The sequence below is a fragment of the Pseudoalteromonas sp. genome, assembly GCF_036960685.1.
GTDB lineage: Bacteria > Pseudomonadota > Gammaproteobacteria > Enterobacterales > Alteromonadaceae > Pseudoalteromonas.
This window is the reverse complement of sequence record NZ_JBALXK010000030.1, coordinates 35,583-51,722: the sequence shown is the minus strand read 5'-3', so window position 1 is coordinate 51,722 and position 16,140 is coordinate 35,583. Positions and strand designations below refer to the sequence as shown.

Below are 16,140 nucleotides of genomic sequence, written 5' to 3'. Positions count from 1 at the left end.
GCTGACCGCTGACCGCTGACCGCTGACCGCTGACCGCTGACCGCTGACCGCTGACCGCTGACCGCTGACCGCTGACCTTTACCAAATCATCTCTACAAATTCTGGGTGATCGATATATGGATTACGATTACCTTGATGTTCATAAGCGGCTTGGTTTCTATCTAACTCTAATTGGCTGACAGGGTCGTCGTTGTGCCAATTAATCAGCATAGTCACTACCCAATTCTCAAATACTTGGTTTGATGTGCCATTCAGTACTGCGTTACTTGCAGTGGTGTTGTTTTGCCACGAACCAATGACATTCTCATAGCGGGTTGCCATATAAAAATAAGCGCGGGCAAAGTCACCTTTAAATTCATCGATTGGCTCAAATACCGTGCCTGAGTAATTAATTGAGCTTGCTGCACTGCCTAATTTACTGCCATTACTTGAGGTATAGCTGGCGCTGCCTACTTCACCAAACGGATAGTTACTGCGTTTTGAATTTACATAACCATCGGTGGCAAAAATATGGTGTACGTCTGAATTCATAGGCTCATTTGTGCCGCCAAACCAACTTTTCGGGAATGAATGTTCGCGGTTATAACAATCACCTTCACCTCTGTAGGTTCCACACTGATCAGCTACTGCTATATAGTTATAACTGTCTTGGCCCGTTGGGTTTTCAGCATAACGATCGAGAATCGAATTGTCATTTTCAAAGTACTTATCTCGTGCAGCAATATCGTAAAAGCTCCAAATTGCAGAATAACCCTGTGAGTTGTGGTCTTTAACGATGTTATATAGTGCTGTTTTTAGAGCGTAGCCTGTTAAACCTTGAACGGTGACATAATAACCGCTTGGCTCTGTGGGGGGCGTTTCTGGGTTAGTATCATCGCCCAGTGTGAATGGCGTTGCTTCGCTAGTTTGAAAGCTACTGCCGCTTGCAAGTTGTGTTTGCTCAAATGTGAGCGCGTAACTGCCGTTACCAAACGAGCAGCAAATACCATCGCCATAGCTATCGAAAATGCTAAAGGTATAATCGCCATCAACTAGGCAGGCTTGTTCAGTGTAACTGTTATTGCCGCTATAACTGCCACCAGATGCAACGGGGGTGCCTTGCGCATTAGTAATTTGCCAACTTGTCTCTTCGCCATAGTTATCTGTGGTGAGCGCTAAACTAACAGTGTTATCAGCACAACCGGTCGGTGTTGGTGTGCTGCCAGTCGCGTTTGGTGTGAAATTATCAACATAAACAGTTTCACTGCCATCAAAACCGCTAACATCATAAAAGCGTAGACCAACGCTAATGGTCGTGTTACTTGATGCTGTGTATGTATAGCTGATCTGTTGCCATTGATTTAAAAGTGCAGGGTTTGAGTAGCCTTGATAACCGTCGGCAATGAGACGCGCTTTAACACCGCCTTCAGTGTGGTAAACCCAGCTTGAAAATAGATAGCTTTGGCCTGCCTCAACAGTTACCTGTTGCAGTAAATCCGTATTGCTTTGGCTTGCTGTATTCACCTCTACTTTAGCAGCGAGTGAACCGCTGTTGACGATAGAGCTTGATGGCGAGAGCGTAATACCGGAATCAATAGTGCTCCAATTATTAGGGGTGTTGCCTGCCCAATTTTCAAAGTCGCCATTATCAACGGCGGCTAAGCAAGGTAGTGCTGCTGATAAAACAGCACTGGCGAGTATGCATTTTTTATATGTCCCGTGTGACATAGTGTTTCCTTATTGTTATGGGCGCACAAAATGTGGCCAATTCCACTATAGCGTACCCGAGTTTTGTTGCAAAAAAGTTAATGTGTTATTTTGTAATCAAGATTGGTAATGACTATTTTTGAGAGGTGATTATTGTGTTGCGATAGTAGACGGGCACTGTTTCTAGCTTTTAATCTGTTTTTACTGGTAAATTTATAAATTAATAACTAAATGGAATAACAAAGCAGATTCTATTCTTTTTTTATTGGCGGATACCCCGTTATTCTTCACACTCAGAGAAATCTTTAGGGCCTGATTTATTTGCCTTAAAGTCGACACAAATTTTAGGCAAAGTGATGACTGCAATCAGTAATCATTTTGTAGATAACTTTCAGGGTTACGGGGAATTAATTCATGTTGTTAGGTCAACTTAATGCGCTAGCAAGTCCATTATCGCAAGAGCAAGTACAAAAGCTACAAGGTTTAGTAGCTGAGCTTAATCCAATTCAGCAAGCGTGGGTAAGTGGCTATCTTGCTGCAAATGCAAATACAGCGGCTTTAGGTGGCGTGGCGGGTGCTGCACCAAGTGCAGGTGAAGCAGCTGCATTGACCATTTTATATGGTTCACAAACCGGTAATTCAAAAGGTGTCGCGACTAAACTTAAAGAGCAAGCTGAATCACGTGGTTTGGCTGTTAAATTAGTGAGTATGGCTGATTACAAACCAACAGCCCTGAAAAAAGAAAAGTTCCTGAGCATTGTTGTTTCAACTTACGGTGAAGGTGAGCCGCCAGAAGATGCAGAAACACTGCATGAATTTTTAGCGACTAAAAAAGCCCCTAAACTTGATGGTGTTAAAATAGCGGTTATAGGTTTAGGTGACTCAAGCTATGAGTTTTTCTGCCAAACAGCAAAAGACTTTGAACAGCGCTTAAATAAACTCGGCGCAGAAACCATTTATCAGCGCGCTGACTTAGATGTTGATTACGATGATGAAGCGGCTACCTGGATCACTGGCGCACTCGATGCGTTTGAACCTGATTTAAAAGCACAGCAAAGTGCCACTGGCGGGCAAGTAGTGTCATTTGGTGCACCAGCAACAGCTGCGAGCCAATACACTAAGCAAAACCCGTTTGCAGCAGAGCTAAGCACAGTGCAAAAGATCACTGGTCGTGATTCAACAAAAGACGTACGTCATGTTGAAATTTCATTAGAAGGCTCAGACATCACATATACACCGGGTGATTCATTAGGTGTTTACTTCCTAAATGATGAAGCATTAGTTGATGAAGTGCTGACACTGACTCAAATTGATGGCGCAACGAGCGTAAAGTTAGGTGATGTTGAATTAAGTGTTCGTGATGCATTAATTGAGAAACTTGAACTTACTCAGTCATACCCTGGCTTTGTTGAAAAATACGCAATCGCCACAGGTACACCTGAGTTATTAAAGCTAGTTGAAGATAAAGCGGCAATGCGTGAATACATTGAACCTCGTCAAATCTTTGATGTGATCCGCCAAAACCCAGCCAAACTTGAAGCACAAACTTTAGTTGATTGCTTACGTAAATTACAAGCACGTTTATATTCAATTGCTTCCAGCCAAGCTGAAGTTGAAGACGAAGTACATTTAACGATTGGTTTGGTTGAGTTTGAAGCGTTTGGCAGCGAGCATTTAGGTGGTTGTTCAGGCTATTTAGCACGCCGTGCCGAAGAAGGCTGTAAAGTAAAAGTATATAGCGAGCATAACGATAATTTCCGTTTACCTGCTAATGACGAAACACCGGTGATCATGGTCGGCCCAGGTACAGGTATTGCGCCGTTTCGTGCATTTTTACAAGAGCGTGATGCCCGTGAAGCAGCTGGTAAAAACTGGTTGTTCTTCGGTAACCCACATTTTACTCAAGACTTTTTGTATCAAGTAGAGATTCAAGGCTATTTAAAATCAGGTTTATTGAGCAAAGTTGATGTGGCGTTTAGCCGTGACCAAGCTGAGAAAGTCTATGTGCAAGACAAGCTTCGTCAAAACAGCCAAGCGGTATTTGAGTGGCTAGAAGCTGGCGCACATTTTTATATTTGTGGTGACGCAAATCGCATGGCGAAAGATGTACACCAAGCCTTGGTTGATATCATCAAAGAAAATAGCGGTAAAAACGATGAAGACGCTGAGCAGTATTTAAAAGACTTACGAAGCGCAAATCGCTATCAGAAAGATGTGTACTAAGTACACATTGCTTACTTTATAAAAGTAACGCTAACAGCCGTCACTGTAACAAATTTAGGATTAAACATGAGCGAACAAGATAAAAACGTAAAGCTTTCTGATAACGAGCGTTTGAAAAGAGAAAGTAACTTTTTACGTGGCACCATAGAGCAAGATTTAACAGACGAGATCACTGGTGGCTTTACTGCGGATAACTTTCAGTTAATTCGTTTCCACGGTATGTATCAACAAGATGACCGTGATATTCGTGGTGAACGTGCTAAGCAAAAGCTTGAGCCACTACACAATGTCATGTTACGTGCCCGTATGCCTGGCGGTATTATTAAGCCTGAGCAATGGCTTGCAATTGATAAATTTGCCGATGAAAAAACCAGCTACGGCAGTATTCGTTTAACTACGCGTCAAACGTTTCAGTTTCACGGTGTGTTAAAGCCAAACATTAAAGGCATGCACCAGATGCTTAATAGCGTGGGCATTGACTCAATTGCCACCGCAGGTGATGTTAACCGTAACGTGTTATGTACTACTAATCCGGTTGAGTCTGAGCTACATCAAGAAGCATACGATTGGGCTGCAAAAATTTCAGAGCATTTATTACCAAAAACCAAAGCGTATGCAGAAATCTGGTTAAATGGCGAAAAGGCAGAAACCACTGAAGAGCCAATTTTAGGCTCTAACTATTTACCGCGTAAGTTTAAAACCACTGTGACTATCCCACCTAATAATGAAGTGGACGTACACGCAAATGACTTAAACTTTGTCGCCATTGCAGAAGATGGCAAATTGGTAGGCTTTAACGTATTAGTCGGTGGCGGTCTTGCCATGACTCACGGCGATACCGCAACCTATCCACGTAAAGCGGATGACTTTGGTTTTATCGCCTTAGCAGACACACTTAAAATTGCTGAGCATGTGGTATCAGTACAACGTGATTGGGGTAATCGCTCAAACCGTAAAAATGCGAAAACTAAATACACCCTAGACCGTGTAGGTAGTGATGTATTTAAAGCGGAAGTTGAAGCACGCTCAGGGGTTAAATTTGCACCGAGTCGCCCTTATGAGTTTACTCATCGTGGCGATCGTATTGGTTGGGTTGAAGGTATTGATGGTAAACACCACTTAACGCTATTTATTCAAAGTGGCCGTATTTTAGACTACCCAGGTAAACCACTGAAAACAGGTTGTCGTAAAATTGCTGAAGTTCACCAAGGTGACATGCGCATGACGGCGAACCAAAATTTGATTATCGCCGGCGTGCCTGCGGATCAAAAAGCGGTGATTGAAGAAATCGCCCGTAATCACGGTTTGATTGACGATAAAGACTCTGAGCAACGTAAAAACTCTATGGCGTGTGTGGCATTACCAACTTGCCCACTTGCAATGGCAGAGGCTGAGCGTTACTTACCAAGCTTAATTGAAAAAACAGAAGCGCTGCTTGCGAAGCACGGCATTCCAGATGACAGCATCATTATGCGTGTGGTTGGTTGTCCAAACGGTTGTGGTCGCGCCATGTTGGCAGAAGCAGGCTTAGTGGGTAAAGGTCCTGGTAAATATAACGTGTACTTAGGGGGCAACCTTGAAGGCACACGTATTCCTAAATTGTATTTAGAGAATGTTGGTGAAGACGTGTATTTAGATGCCTTTGACAAACTAATTGGTCAATGGGCAAGTGAACGTAACGACGGCGAATGTTTTGGTGACTTTGTTATTAGAAAAGGCATTGTTGCTGAAGTTAAAGTGTCAGTCACCGATTTTCACGCTTAATTTAAAGCAAGCGAATGAGCTTGCTGAGGTTTGGAATTTACTATGAGTGAATTTAAAAACATATTACAGCTAGATAAAGAAAGCCAAGCGACGTTGCTTGCAGATGCAAACGACGTATTAAAAGATTTAACTGCTGAACAACGTGTGGCTTGGGCGTTAGAAAACTTGCCTGATACGCAGTTTTTATCATCAAGCTTTGGTATTCAGGCTGCGGTGATGTTGCACCTAGTGACATCGCAGCGTCCAGATATTCCGGTGGTACTGACAGATACTGGCTATTTATTCCCGGAAACATACCAGTTCATAGAACAGATGACCGAACGCTTATCACTTAATTTAAAAGTGTATAAATCGGCCCTTAGCCCAGCATGGCAAGAAGCTAAGTTTGGTAAGTTATGGGAGCAAGGCGAAGCGGGTATTAAGCAATATAACCAGCTTAATAAAGTGGAGCCTATGACTCGTGCGCTAAAAGACATTGAGGCCGGCACTTGGTTTAGTGGCCTACGCCGTGATCAAGCGTCAACCCGAGCTGAAAAGCAGATTGTTGAAATTAGCCGTGGTACTGTTAAAGTTTACCCGATTATTGAATGGTCAAACCGCGATGTGTATCAGTATTTAACCAAGCATGACCTACCTTACCACCCGCTTTGGGAGCAAGGATATGTGTCAATGGGCGATGTGCACACCACGCGTAAATTAGAGCCAGGTATGACCGAAGAAGAAACCCGTTTCTTTGGTTTAAACCGTGAATGTGGCCTACACATTGATGGTGATGGTATCTAACCTTAAACACTTATTTGAATATTCTAAAACGCAGCCTAGCTGCGTTTTGTGTTTTTGGACTACAATACTATTAGGCGCTATAAATAGATGTGTACGTATTGTATGAAACTGTATTGCGTAATTTTCTTGTTGTTATATTCCAGTAATCTTTTGGCCGAGAGTCTTCGCATCGCTTTACCGAACGAAGATTATCCTCCCTTTCACTTTGTCCGCTCAGAAAATAAAGGTATTTTACATGACATTATAACTGCATTCTCGAAGGCATCGGGGGTTCAAGTAGATTATGTATTCGTGCCAGAAATGCGTTCAGCAAAAATGGTGAAAGATGGTGATGTTGATGCACGGATGGAGTCTGAAGATTGGCAAGTTGGCAATGGTTCATATTATTGGAGTCACGAGGTTATACGAGAGGAAGATGTGATGGTGGCTGCCCGAGGTGCCAAGCTAATCGATTTGCAAAAATTGAATAGTTTAAAAAGTGGCGTTTTACTTGGCCGCTTTGGTTATGTTTATCCAACATTTGAGTTGTTAGTGCAGAACAAAGTAATACATCGTGAAAACTTTTATTCGGATTTAGAAGTACTGCAAAGCTTGTATAAAGATACGCATTCTAGTCAACGATTTACCGTTATCTCGAAATCAGTTTTGAACTGGTATATAGATCACCACCCTGAGTTTGCTGCGTTAGTGGTAAGTGATGTAAACGTTGGTGTGGCACCCTTACAGTTGCAGTTTGCTTATAACTCCAAAGGTAAAAAGTATGCGCAACAATTTAATGATTTTTTACAAAAGTTGAAAGATAATGGCGAGCTGGATAAAATCATTGCTCGCTATCAATGATAGTTATGGAAAGTTTTAACTCAAAGGATTGAATATGAAGTACTTCGCCTACCTAGCAATTATGGTATTGCTAATTAGTGTTGCAGGATTATTTTATTTGCAGCGCCCAGATGGTCAAACATGGCTAACGAGTGATGAAATAACGCGTCAATCCAGTGGTATAAAAGAGCAAATGATTTCATTATCCAGTGATACGCTGGCGCGCGCTGTTAAGGTTGTTAGTGAGACCAGCCAAAACTTCTTAGAATCAATAACCTCGGATGATTCACAGGTGGCTATCGTAATTTATAAATGGCAAGACAAGCAAGGCCAATGGCATTATTCAGATAGGCCAAACCCGGATGGTAAAAGCCAACAAATGATACTCGACCCCAACGATATAACGGTGGTTGCAGCCGAGGATACCGCAATTCTCAAAGGCAGTGCTAAGGCCGCTAATATGCCGTCACTTTCGCCAACGCCAATTAGTGTTTATGATCCTGTAGTGATAAAACAACTGTTTGAAGATGCAGAGCAAGTTAAAAGCACATTAGAGCAACGTACTAAGGCGCTAGAAGCGGCTCAGTAATAAATACCTTATTCTTATGGGGTTTTGCTCAGTCATACAATACGTAGCTGTTAGCTGACTTGGGTGTAGGTATGTTGTTTGGGGTTTTTAGCCGGTTAGGTTTTTACATCAATAAACCAAGGGCTAAGCAAATTAAATTTGCTTAGCCCTTTACTCATAGTTAATTGCTGAGCATATTACGCAAGACGTATTGTAAAATACCGCCATGCTTGTAGTAATCCCATTCTTTAGGGGTATCAATACGCACATCAGCAGTAAAGCTAAGTTTTTTACCTTCACTGTTGGTAGCAATCACGCTTACTTCTGTGGTTTTGTCATACAAGCCATCAATGTCAAATTGTTCTTGGCCAGTTAAACCAAGGGATTCATGACTTTCGCCCTCTTTAAATTGCAGTGGCAGTACGCCCATACCAATCAGATTCGAGCGGTGAATACGTTCATAACTTTGCGCTATCACAGCTTTTACACCGAGTAATAGTGAGCCTTTTGCAGCCCAATCACGTGATGAACCCGTACCATATTCAGCGCCTGCAAGTACGACTAGTGGCGTACCTTGCTGTTGATAGGCCATTGCGGCATCGTAAATGCTAGCAAGCTCATCATCAGGCTGGGTGCGAGTGACACCACCTTCTGTGCCCGGTGCTAATAAGTTTTTTAACCTTACGTTGGCAAACGTACCACGCATCATCACTTCGTGATTACCACGACGTGAACCATAAGAGTTAAATTGGGCCTTTTCAACGCCATTTTCTTGCAGATATAGGCCTGCTGGTGCATCGGCCTTGATTGCCCCCGCAGGAGAAATATGGTCGGTAGTAACAGAGTCGCCAAGTTTTGCTAAACAGCGTGCGCCATTGATTGTTGGGATCCCCGGTGGTTCTGCTGTCATACCATCAAAGAATGGCGCTTTTTTGATGTAAGTTGATGCATCATTCCAATCATACAATTTGCCATCAGGTATTTTAATTTGCTGCCAGCGATCGTCACCTTTGTAGACATTGCCGTAACTTGAAGCAAACATTTCTTTGGTAACGGTTTTTTTCACGAGTTCATTTACTTCACTTACTGAAGGCCAGATGTTTTTCAGGTAAATATCATTACCATTAGCATCTTGCGCTAGAGGCTCGTTGTATACATCGATATCAGTGCGCCCAGCAATTGCGTAAGCAACAACCAACGGTGGTGAAGCTAAAAAGTTCATTTTCACATCTTGGTGAATACGCCCTTCAAAGTTACGGTTACCTGATAATATAGAACTTACCACCAGTTTATGTTTTTGAATCGCGTCAGAGATTTCATCAGCGAGAGGGCCTGAATTACCAATACAGGTAGTACAACCATAACCCACTAAGTTAAAGCCAAGGGCATCTAAATCATCCATTAAACCTGCTTTTTCTAAGTAGTCAGTGACCACTTGTGAGCCAGGTGCCAGTGATGTTTTTACCCAAGGTTTTACATTAATTCCTAATTGGCGAGCTTTTTGCGCAACTAAACCTGCGGCTAAAATCACACTTGGATTAGAAGTGTTGGTACAGCTAGTAATGGCAGCAATCACACAAGCGCCATCTTTGAGCTCAAATTCTTGCTCTTTAAAGTTAACCTTTGCAGCCCCCATAAACTGTGCTTCGTTGACCGTATCATCAGGGTTTATAGCGGGACCTTCACTTTCAATACGCGATTGCTGTTCATCACTGTTGTCACGTTTTGCTAAGCGTTCATCTTGGAAGGTTTTTAAGTGTTTGGTAATAATATCGCCGGCTTGATCCAGTGCAATTCTATCTTGTGGACGTTTTGGACCTGCAAGGCTTGGCACCACATCGCTGAGGTTTAACTCGAGTTTATCGGTGTAATTAGCTTCATCGCCATCATTACGCCATAACCCTTGATGTTTTGCGTAGTCTTCAATCAGTTTTAACTGCTCTTCATCGCGATTAGTTAAGCGCAAGTAACTAATGGTTTCATCATCAATAGGGAAAATACCACACGTAGCGCCGTATTCAGGGGCCATATTGGCGATGGTGGCACGATCTGCTAATGGTAAGTCGGCAAGGCCATCACCATAAAATTCAACAAACTTACCCACCACACCATGTTTGCGCAGTATCTCAGTGACGGTCAGTACTAAATCTGTCGCTGTGGTGCCTTCAGGTAAGCGGCCACTGAGCTTCATGCCCACAACTTGTGGGATCAGCAAGCTAATTGGCTGGCCGAGCATTGCGGCTTCTGCTTCAATACCACCTACACCCCAGCCAAGCACGCCTAAGCCATTGATCATGGTAGTATGAGAATCAGTACCAACTAAGGTATCTGGGTAAGCAAATTTTTGCCCATTGCGGTCTTCGTTAAATACCACTCGTGCCAGGTATTCTAAATTCACTTGGTGAACGATCCCTGTTGCAGGCGGCACTACTTTTAAGTTATCAAAGGCTGTTTGCCCCCAACGTAAAAACTCATAGCGTTCTTTATTGCGTTCATATTCTAGCTTGGCATTTAAATCAAATGAGCCATCATTACCATAGCCATCTACTTGTACAGAGTGATCAATTACCAATTCGGCAGGAGATAGTGGGTTTATTTTCGCAGGATCGCCACCGAGTTTTTCCATGGCGTCACGCATTGCGGCTAAATCAACGATTGCAGGCACACCGGTAAAGTCTTGCATTACTACGCGTGCTGGCGTAAATGCTACCTCAGCAGTTGGCTTAGCTTGAGGATCCCAATCTAATAATGCATCGATATCTTGTGCTTTGATATTTACGCCATCTTCATTGCGTAATAAATTTTCTAGTAGAATTTTCAGCGAGAACGGCAATCGTTTGGCTTTGTCGCCTAATCCTTGCAGTGAATGAATATGAAACTGCTCGCCATTAATAGTGAGTTGTTTTTGGGTATCAAAACTATTATTCATTATATGCCCCTAAAGTAGATGAATGTCCTTAAATGGTAAATGTAACCTCTTTTAAATAGTGAAATGCAAACTGCATACCAGTATCAGATTGCACGATTAGTAGACAGTTTATGATACAGAGATGATGCTGAAAATTTAGATTTCAAGCCATGGGTAGTAAAACCAATCAAAACAACGCAAGCTTGCAGTGATGTTTTATCTCAGCCAGCCTTGTTGTTTGCCACGATGACTAAGTTGTAATAATAAAACAGCGATGATGATCACCAGTAGTGGCATAAATACAGCACTCGCACCGAGTAATTCAATACTGTTAATGACGATAAAATTATAAAATTGCTGGATAAAAATCGCGATTAAAGACAACGCAAAACACGCTCGCGCAATGGCATTTTTAAGCAATAAGAAAACACAGCCTAATGTGCCAGCAAAAACGGCTACAGCAAATGCTAAGGTAGACCATAAAGGGGTATTTGAATATGCAGCTTGTTGATCTGCAGGAAGTTTACTAATCATCTCAGGTGTCATAAGCAGTTGCATAATAAATGCAATTACCCCGAGTAAATTCCAAACTAATGCGGCCCAAGCAACACTTTTGAGCCAAGTAGGGGCTGTTGAAGTCGTCATAAAATGCTTTCTATTTGTCGTTATTTAGAAAGTAATTAAAGACGACCTCAAAGTGTTTTACAAGTTATGCTGGTGATTAACCAAATGAAATTGGACGACGGCCCGTTTTTTCATCTACTTTCGGCTTTTTAGTACGTTTACGTTTGTTTTTAGGTGCCGCTGGTGTTTCTTGCACAGGGCTTTTTACACTCTCAGATTGAGTATTTTCCACAGCACGCTGCGCCGGTGTTGCATCTTCACTTAGGGTTAACTTAAATAGCTCACCATCAAATTCAAGCACATCACCACTGTATAATTTTTTCCGTTTGATTGTACAAATTTCATGGTTAACACCCACATAACCCTCAGTTATGAGGTTTTTTGCTTGGCCGCCACCTTCAACTAAATCAAGAACTTTTAAAAGTTTACATAACTCAATCGGTTCTTCTTCTAATTCAATTTCAATGTATTCGTCGTTCATGTTTGATCTCATTAAGGTAGGGCATAGCCTGTAGTATAAAGGCTATGCGCGGCTTTTGCATCAAGCCATCTAATTTCTGAGAGGCTTTCAATACAAATAACCAATAACTTTTTGGTATTTTTGATTGGCTTTAAAAAAACTGCAGTAATTGCGGTGTAAGCTGCCCTTGTAAAATCTGGCCTGTTATTTGCCATAAATGGTGAAAATTAATAACCGCTAGATGCAGTAACTTAAGTGCTCATGCACTGAAAAATGGAGTAGAAGATGGGCGTAAGATTAGCAATGAGAAAAGAGTTAATGGGTTTAAATAACTCAGATATGTTAACAGCTGATGATGTCAGAGCGCACCTAACTCAACAGGTAAAACAGCAGCCGCATAGTACGCAAAAAGGTTTTTCGGTAATTTCCAAGTTTAATGATAACCACAGTCAATTACTCAGTGGTGATAATAACCGAGAGCGTTTGTTGGAGTTTCAACGTCATCGTTTATTTAAAGACGTGCTATACACTAAACAAAGTGTTGATGTTTGGTTAAATAGCCAAATAAATTAAGTTGCTATAATAGGGCACCTCTAATAGACTACGTTTGTAATCATTTGGAGGTGTTATGCGAAATGGAATTTTAATCTGCATGTTGTTATTACTAACTGCGTGCCAACAACCAACAATATATGTGTACACGCAAGCGTTAACAGAGCTAGAAAAACAACAGCTAACAATACGCTTACAGCAACAACCATTACCGTATCAGTTTATTCAATTACCAATCCCCAAAGAGTTTGCCGCTGCGACACTGTTAACTTCCGAAGATAAGCTACTTACAGCTGAAACCGAGCAGCTTGCTGATATTATGCAAGCAATGGGCTATCAGCCACAGATACACTATGTGTCGGCGGCAAATCATCATTATAGCAATGGCAATATTGGCTTTTACTTGCGTGGTGAGCAAATAGAGCTAGGTTTTGATGTGCCAGAACAAATGCGAACTACTGGTTGCGTTGAAGATCGTTACAATGGTCTCAAAGTTAGATTTGTTGATAACTTGGTTGAATTTGCTTTACTAAATGGTGCCCGCGCTCAGTTAGTTTGGCAGCGTTATGAAAATTATTTAGTCATCAATTATAGAGATACTTCGCAGTCATACACGCATTTAAGCCCTTTGGTTGCTACTCCTTTTGGGGAAAAGCCCTCAGACACATTTCGCTATAACGCACACATTACAGGGCCGCATTGGTTAAACTGCTCGCTGCAAGTTGTGTATATGGATTAGCCCCGTGATTCTAGGTAGTGACTAAGTTTGGCTATACGCTCGCTCATACCTTCGATAATACGGTCTTTGATTTTTTCGCGGATCACATTGGGGAGTCGTGTTAGTGCTTCAGGTGATATTGCGAGCACGATCGTGTCAGTTTTTGCACGGGCACTGGTGCTACGCTCACGGTTATTGATAAACGCACCTTCGCCAATAAACTCACCGGGCTCTATTGTGCCCAGTTCCATTAAATGGCTGTGGTTAAATACCACAATAGCGCCGCTGAGAACAATGTACAGCTGTTTATCGTTATCGAATTGTTTAAACACAAAACGATTTTGACTTACTAAATATAAATGGCTGAATGATTCGAGTAAAATTTGCCGCTCGTTGAGGGTAAACTCTCTAAAAAAATTCAGCCGATTGAGTATTTCCATCTGCTTTATTAATGGAATATGCTCGATTAATTTCAACTTGCTTTCCTTTCAAACAGGGAACTTTAGTTGATATTGCGCTCTTTTAATTTGCGGGTCAATGTATTGCGACCCCAACCAATTTTAACCGCAGCTTCTTGTTTATGCCCTGCACAGTTTGCCAACGCAGTTTTAATTAAGCGAGTTTCTAACTGTGCTTGAATATTTGGCCAAATATTCTCTTTACCTTGTTTCAGCTCTTGATTAAGCCACTGCTGGAATGAATCAAGCCAATCACCTTCTTGCTGAGCCTCATCAATTTCTAAAATTTCAGGCGGTAAATCTTGTTCACTAACTAACTCACCTGGGGCCATTACAGTAAGCCAGCGGCAGGTGTTTTCAAGTTGGCGAACATTACCTGGCCAATTGAATAGACGTAGTAAATCAGTAGCTTTAGAGCTGAGTACTTTACTTTCAACTTGTAAGTCTTTTGCGCTTTTATGCAAAAAATGTTGTGCTAAGCGTTCAATATCTTCGGTGCGCTCGCGTAGAGCGGGTAGGCGTAATCGTACTACGTTTAGGCGGTGAAATAAGTCATCCCTAAACTTACCTTGTTTGACCAAATCTTCAAGGTTTTGGTGGGTCGCAGCAATGATCCGCACATCAACTTTAATACTTTGATGACCACCAACACGGTAAAATTCGCCATCAGCTAATACGCGTAATAGTCGAGTTTGTACATCCAGCGGCATATCCCCTATTTCATCTAAAAACAGGGTACCGCCATTAGCTTGTTCAAAACGACCTTTTCGCACACTATCAGCACCAGTGAAGGCACCTTTCTCATGGCCAAACAGTTCAGACTCTACCAACTCTTTAGGAATTGCAGCCATATTCAAGGCTATAAACTGGTTTTCTTTACGCGGACTATGGTTATGTAAGGCACTGGCAACGAGTTCTTTACCTGTACCCGATTCACCATTGATCAACACACTCATGCTTGATGCCGACAGCTTACCAATGGCACGAAACACTTCTTGCATGGCGGGTGCTTCACCAATGATATGAGCGCTTTTTGGTGGGGCTGGTTTACGTTTGGTCTTTTTAGTGGAGTTCGCGCGACACGCGCTTTCAACTAAGGCAACCGCTTCATTTAAATCAAACGGTTTGGCCAAGTATTCAAATGCGCCTTTTTGAAAGGCATTAACTGCAGAGTCTAAGTCGGAATGCGCAGTCATAATGATCACGGGAAGTCCCGGGTTTTGCTCTGCAATAAGCTCAAGCAATGCCATACCATCCATACCCGGCATTCTTACATCTGAAACCAACACGGTGGGCTGGCTAAATTTTAATGCACTGAGCACGTCTTGGGCATTAGCAAAACTTTCAACGTTGAAACCTGCGCGTGCTAGCGCTTTTTCAAGTACAAAGCGGATTGATGCATCATCATCAACAAGCCAAACTGTTTTCATGCGAACTCCAACAACCGATTAATCCACAAAAGGCAGATATATATTAAATTCTGTATGACCCGGCCAGCTATCACATTCGATATAGCCATTGTGTTGATCGATCAAGGTTTGTGCAATCGAAAGACCCAGCCCTGAACCACCTTCTTTATTGGTGATCATCGGGTAAAACAAGGTCTCTTTGATGCTAGGATCGATCCCAGGTCCGTCATCTGATATTTGGATCAGCAATGCTTTTTTAGGCGCTTTACCCGGGCGACGTTGTTGATGATTGATGCGTGTTTTAATTTTTATCACGCCACCATCGACTAACGCTTGTTGTGCATTACGAACAATATTAAGTACCACTTGCTGAATTTTACCTTGGTCAATAAATACATCCGGAATACTTGGATCGTAATCTTTTTCCAAACTAATATTGGCGCAATTATCTAAGGTACTTAACTTAATTACAGATTCTAAGGTTTGGTGAATATTACCGTATGATTTTTGCGGTAATTGATTCGGCCCTAGCAATCTGTCTACCAGCTCTCGTAAGCGGTCAGCTTGTTCAATGATCAGTTCTGCACATTCATCCCGTTCTTGCTGATCAACCTCATACTGCAATAATTGCGCCGCTCCGCGAATTCCGCCCAAAGGATTTTTAATTTCATGGGCAAGTCCGCGAATTAGATTGCGAGCAGCTTGATATTGATGCATTTGATTAGACGCTTGATCGTGGCGAATTTCATCATCAGTTTGGCGACATTCAAATAAAATATAGTACTCATTTTGTAGTTTTACTCGGCGCGAGCTAATCGCCAATTTTGCGTGGCGAGAATCAACGAACACTACGTCAGCTCTATGCTGATGGCAATCAACACCATCCACCAGTGAGTATTGAGCAATGCGTTTTAAATCTATCGAATGGTAATTAAATAGACTATCAAAAGGTTGCTTTAAAATTCGCTTAGGGCCTAATCCTAATAGCTCACTGGCACTATTATTAGCGTAAATAAGCGTAAATTGTTGATCGAGTAAAATCACCGCAGTCGACAGGTTTTGCCAAATACTGGTGAGTAGTTCAGGGCTAAAATTTTTATTATTGGGCATGGTTGCACCACTTTAGTGCGTTGATGATAATTAGCAGCTTAGCACATAATTATTAAGC

Annotated in this window: 14 protein-coding genes; 7 read left to right on the top strand and 7 right to left on the bottom strand. The window is 42.0% G+C overall.

Going from position 1 to position 16,140, the window contains the following annotated elements:
- Positions 1 to 78: 78 nt before the first annotated feature.
- Positions 79 to 1,707, bottom strand: a complete 1,629-nt coding sequence (locus V7783_RS18905; protein ID WP_335680047.1) for an endonuclease — start codon at positions 1,705 to 1,707, stop codon at positions 79 to 81.
- Positions 1,708 to 2,100: 393 nt separating this feature from the next.
- Between V7783_RS18905 and V7783_RS18900 the strand changes: the two genes are divergently transcribed.
- The 5 genes from V7783_RS18900 (at position 2,101) to V7783_RS18880 (ending at position 7,864) form a co-directional block, all read left to right on the top strand.
- On the top strand, positions 2,101 to 3,909 hold the full coding sequence (locus V7783_RS18900) for an assimilatory sulfite reductase (NADPH) flavoprotein subunit (protein ID WP_335680046.1): 1,809 nt from the start codon (positions 2,101 to 2,103) through the stop codon (positions 3,907 to 3,909).
- Between the two features lie 66 nt (positions 3,910 to 3,975).
- Positions 3,976 to 5,673, top strand: coding sequence for an assimilatory sulfite reductase (NADPH) hemoprotein subunit (gene cysI / locus V7783_RS18895; RefSeq protein WP_335680045.1), 1,698 nt, complete (start codon positions 3,976 to 3,978; stop codon positions 5,671 to 5,673).
- Positions 5,674 to 5,715: 42 nt separating this feature from the next.
- Positions 5,716 to 6,456 (top strand): phosphoadenylyl-sulfate reductase, encoded by a 741-nt coding sequence (locus V7783_RS18890; RefSeq protein ID WP_335680044.1) that lies wholly within the window; start codon positions 5,716 to 5,718, stop codon positions 6,454 to 6,456.
- Positions 6,457 to 6,606: 150 nt separating this feature from the next.
- Entirely contained in the window at positions 6,607 to 7,296 is a 690-nt protein-coding gene (locus V7783_RS18885; RefSeq protein WP_335680043.1) for a substrate-binding periplasmic protein, read from the top strand.
- A gap of 34 nt (positions 7,297 to 7,330) precedes the next feature.
- On the top strand, positions 7,331 to 7,864 hold the full coding sequence (locus V7783_RS18880; protein ID WP_335680042.1) for a DUF4124 domain-containing protein: 534 nt from the start codon (positions 7,331 to 7,333) through the stop codon (positions 7,862 to 7,864).
- 160 nt (positions 7,865 to 8,024) lie between these two features.
- On the opposite strand, the gene acnA is transcribed toward V7783_RS18880, so the two are convergent.
- From acnA to V7783_RS18865, 3 genes are all read right to left on the bottom strand, one after another.
- Positions 8,025 to 10,772, bottom strand: coding sequence for an aconitate hydratase AcnA (gene acnA / locus V7783_RS18875; protein WP_335680041.1), 2,748 nt, complete (start codon positions 10,770 to 10,772; stop codon positions 8,025 to 8,027).
- A gap of 195 nt (positions 10,773 to 10,967) precedes the next feature.
- Positions 10,968 to 11,396 (bottom strand): hypothetical protein, encoded by a 429-nt coding sequence (locus V7783_RS18870; protein ID WP_335680040.1) that lies wholly within the window; start codon positions 11,394 to 11,396, stop codon positions 10,968 to 10,970.
- A 76-nt stretch (positions 11,397 to 11,472) separates the two neighbouring features.
- Positions 11,473 to 11,856 carry an RNA-binding S4 domain-containing protein gene (locus tag V7783_RS18865; RefSeq protein WP_064667768.1) on the bottom strand — a complete coding sequence of 128 codons (384 nt, stop codon included), beginning with the start codon at positions 11,854 to 11,856 and terminating at the stop codon, positions 11,473 to 11,475.
- A gap of 264 nt (positions 11,857 to 12,120) precedes the next feature.
- Here V7783_RS18865 and V7783_RS18860 point away from each other — a divergent pair, with 264 nt between their 5' ends.
- Together V7783_RS18860 and V7783_RS18855 are read left to right on the top strand one after the other, a co-directional pair.
- Entirely contained in the window at positions 12,121 to 12,408 is a 288-nt protein-coding gene (locus tag V7783_RS18860) for a hypothetical protein (protein WP_210795931.1), read from the top strand.
- A 55-nt stretch (positions 12,409 to 12,463) separates the two neighbouring features.
- Positions 12,464 to 13,126 carry a hypothetical protein gene (locus V7783_RS18855; protein WP_335680039.1) on the top strand — a complete coding sequence of 221 codons (663 nt, stop codon included), beginning with the start codon at positions 12,464 to 12,466 and terminating at the stop codon, positions 13,124 to 13,126.
- Here the strand turns inward: V7783_RS18855 and V7783_RS18850 are convergent.
- The 3 genes from V7783_RS18850 to glnL are packed head-to-tail and all read right to left on the bottom strand — an operon-like array spanning position 13,123 to position 16,082.
- Positions 13,123 to 13,581: a cyclic nucleotide-binding domain-containing protein gene (locus tag V7783_RS18850; RefSeq protein ID WP_335680038.1), complete on the bottom strand. Its 459-nt coding sequence runs from the start codon at positions 13,579 to 13,581 to the stop codon at positions 13,123 to 13,125. The genes V7783_RS18855 and V7783_RS18850 overlap by 4 nt on opposite strands.
- Before the next feature lie 26 nt (positions 13,582 to 13,607).
- Entirely contained in the window at positions 13,608 to 14,993 is a 1,386-nt protein-coding gene (gene ntrC, locus V7783_RS18845) for a nitrogen regulation protein NR(I) (RefSeq protein ID WP_335680037.1), read from the bottom strand.
- Positions 14,994 to 15,011: 18 nt separating this feature from the next.
- The gene (glnL, locus tag V7783_RS18840; RefSeq protein ID WP_335680036.1) at positions 15,012 to 16,082 is read right to left on the bottom strand and encodes a nitrogen regulation protein NR(II); all 1,071 of its coding nucleotides are present in this window, start codon (positions 16,080 to 16,082) and stop codon (positions 15,012 to 15,014) included.
- Positions 16,083 to 16,140: the final 58 nt, after the last annotated feature.

Excerpts from the sequence above, each read along its gene's own strand:
- V7783_RS18905 (WP_335680047.1), bottom strand. The coding sequence starts at position 1,707 with ATGTCACACGGGACATATAAAAAATGCATACTCGCCAGTGCTGTTTTA.
- V7783_RS18900 (WP_335680046.1), top strand. The coding sequence starts at position 2,101 with ATGTTGTTAGGTCAACTTAATGCGCTAGCAAGTCCATTATCGCAAGAG.
- cysI (WP_335680045.1), top strand. The coding sequence starts at position 3,976 with ATGAGCGAACAAGATAAAAACGTAAAGCTTTCTGATAACGAGCGTTTG.
- V7783_RS18890 (WP_335680044.1), top strand. The coding sequence starts at position 5,716 with ATGAGTGAATTTAAAAACATATTACAGCTAGATAAAGAAAGCCAAGCG.
- V7783_RS18880 (WP_335680042.1), top strand. The coding sequence starts at position 7,331 with ATGAAGTACTTCGCCTACCTAGCAATTATGGTATTGCTAATTAGTGTT.
- acnA (WP_335680041.1), bottom strand. The coding sequence starts at position 10,772 with ATGAATAATAGTTTTGATACCCAAAAACAACTCACTATTAATGGCGAG.
- V7783_RS18870 (WP_335680040.1), bottom strand. The coding sequence starts at position 11,396 with ATGACGACTTCAACAGCCCCTACTTGGCTCAAAAGTGTTGCTTGGGCC.
- V7783_RS18865 (WP_064667768.1), bottom strand. The coding sequence starts at position 11,856 with ATGAACGACGAATACATTGAAATTGAATTAGAAGAAGAACCGATTGAG.
- V7783_RS18860 (WP_210795931.1), top strand. The coding sequence starts at position 12,121 with ATGGGCGTAAGATTAGCAATGAGAAAAGAGTTAATGGGTTTAAATAAC.
- V7783_RS18855 (WP_335680039.1), top strand. The coding sequence starts at position 12,464 with ATGCGAAATGGAATTTTAATCTGCATGTTGTTATTACTAACTGCGTGC.
- ntrC (WP_335680037.1), bottom strand. The coding sequence starts at position 14,993 with ATGAAAACAGTTTGGCTTGTTGATGATGATGCATCAATCCGCTTTGTA.
- glnL (WP_335680036.1), bottom strand. The coding sequence starts at position 16,082 with ATGCCCAATAATAAAAATTTTAGCCCTGAACTACTCACCAGTATTTGG.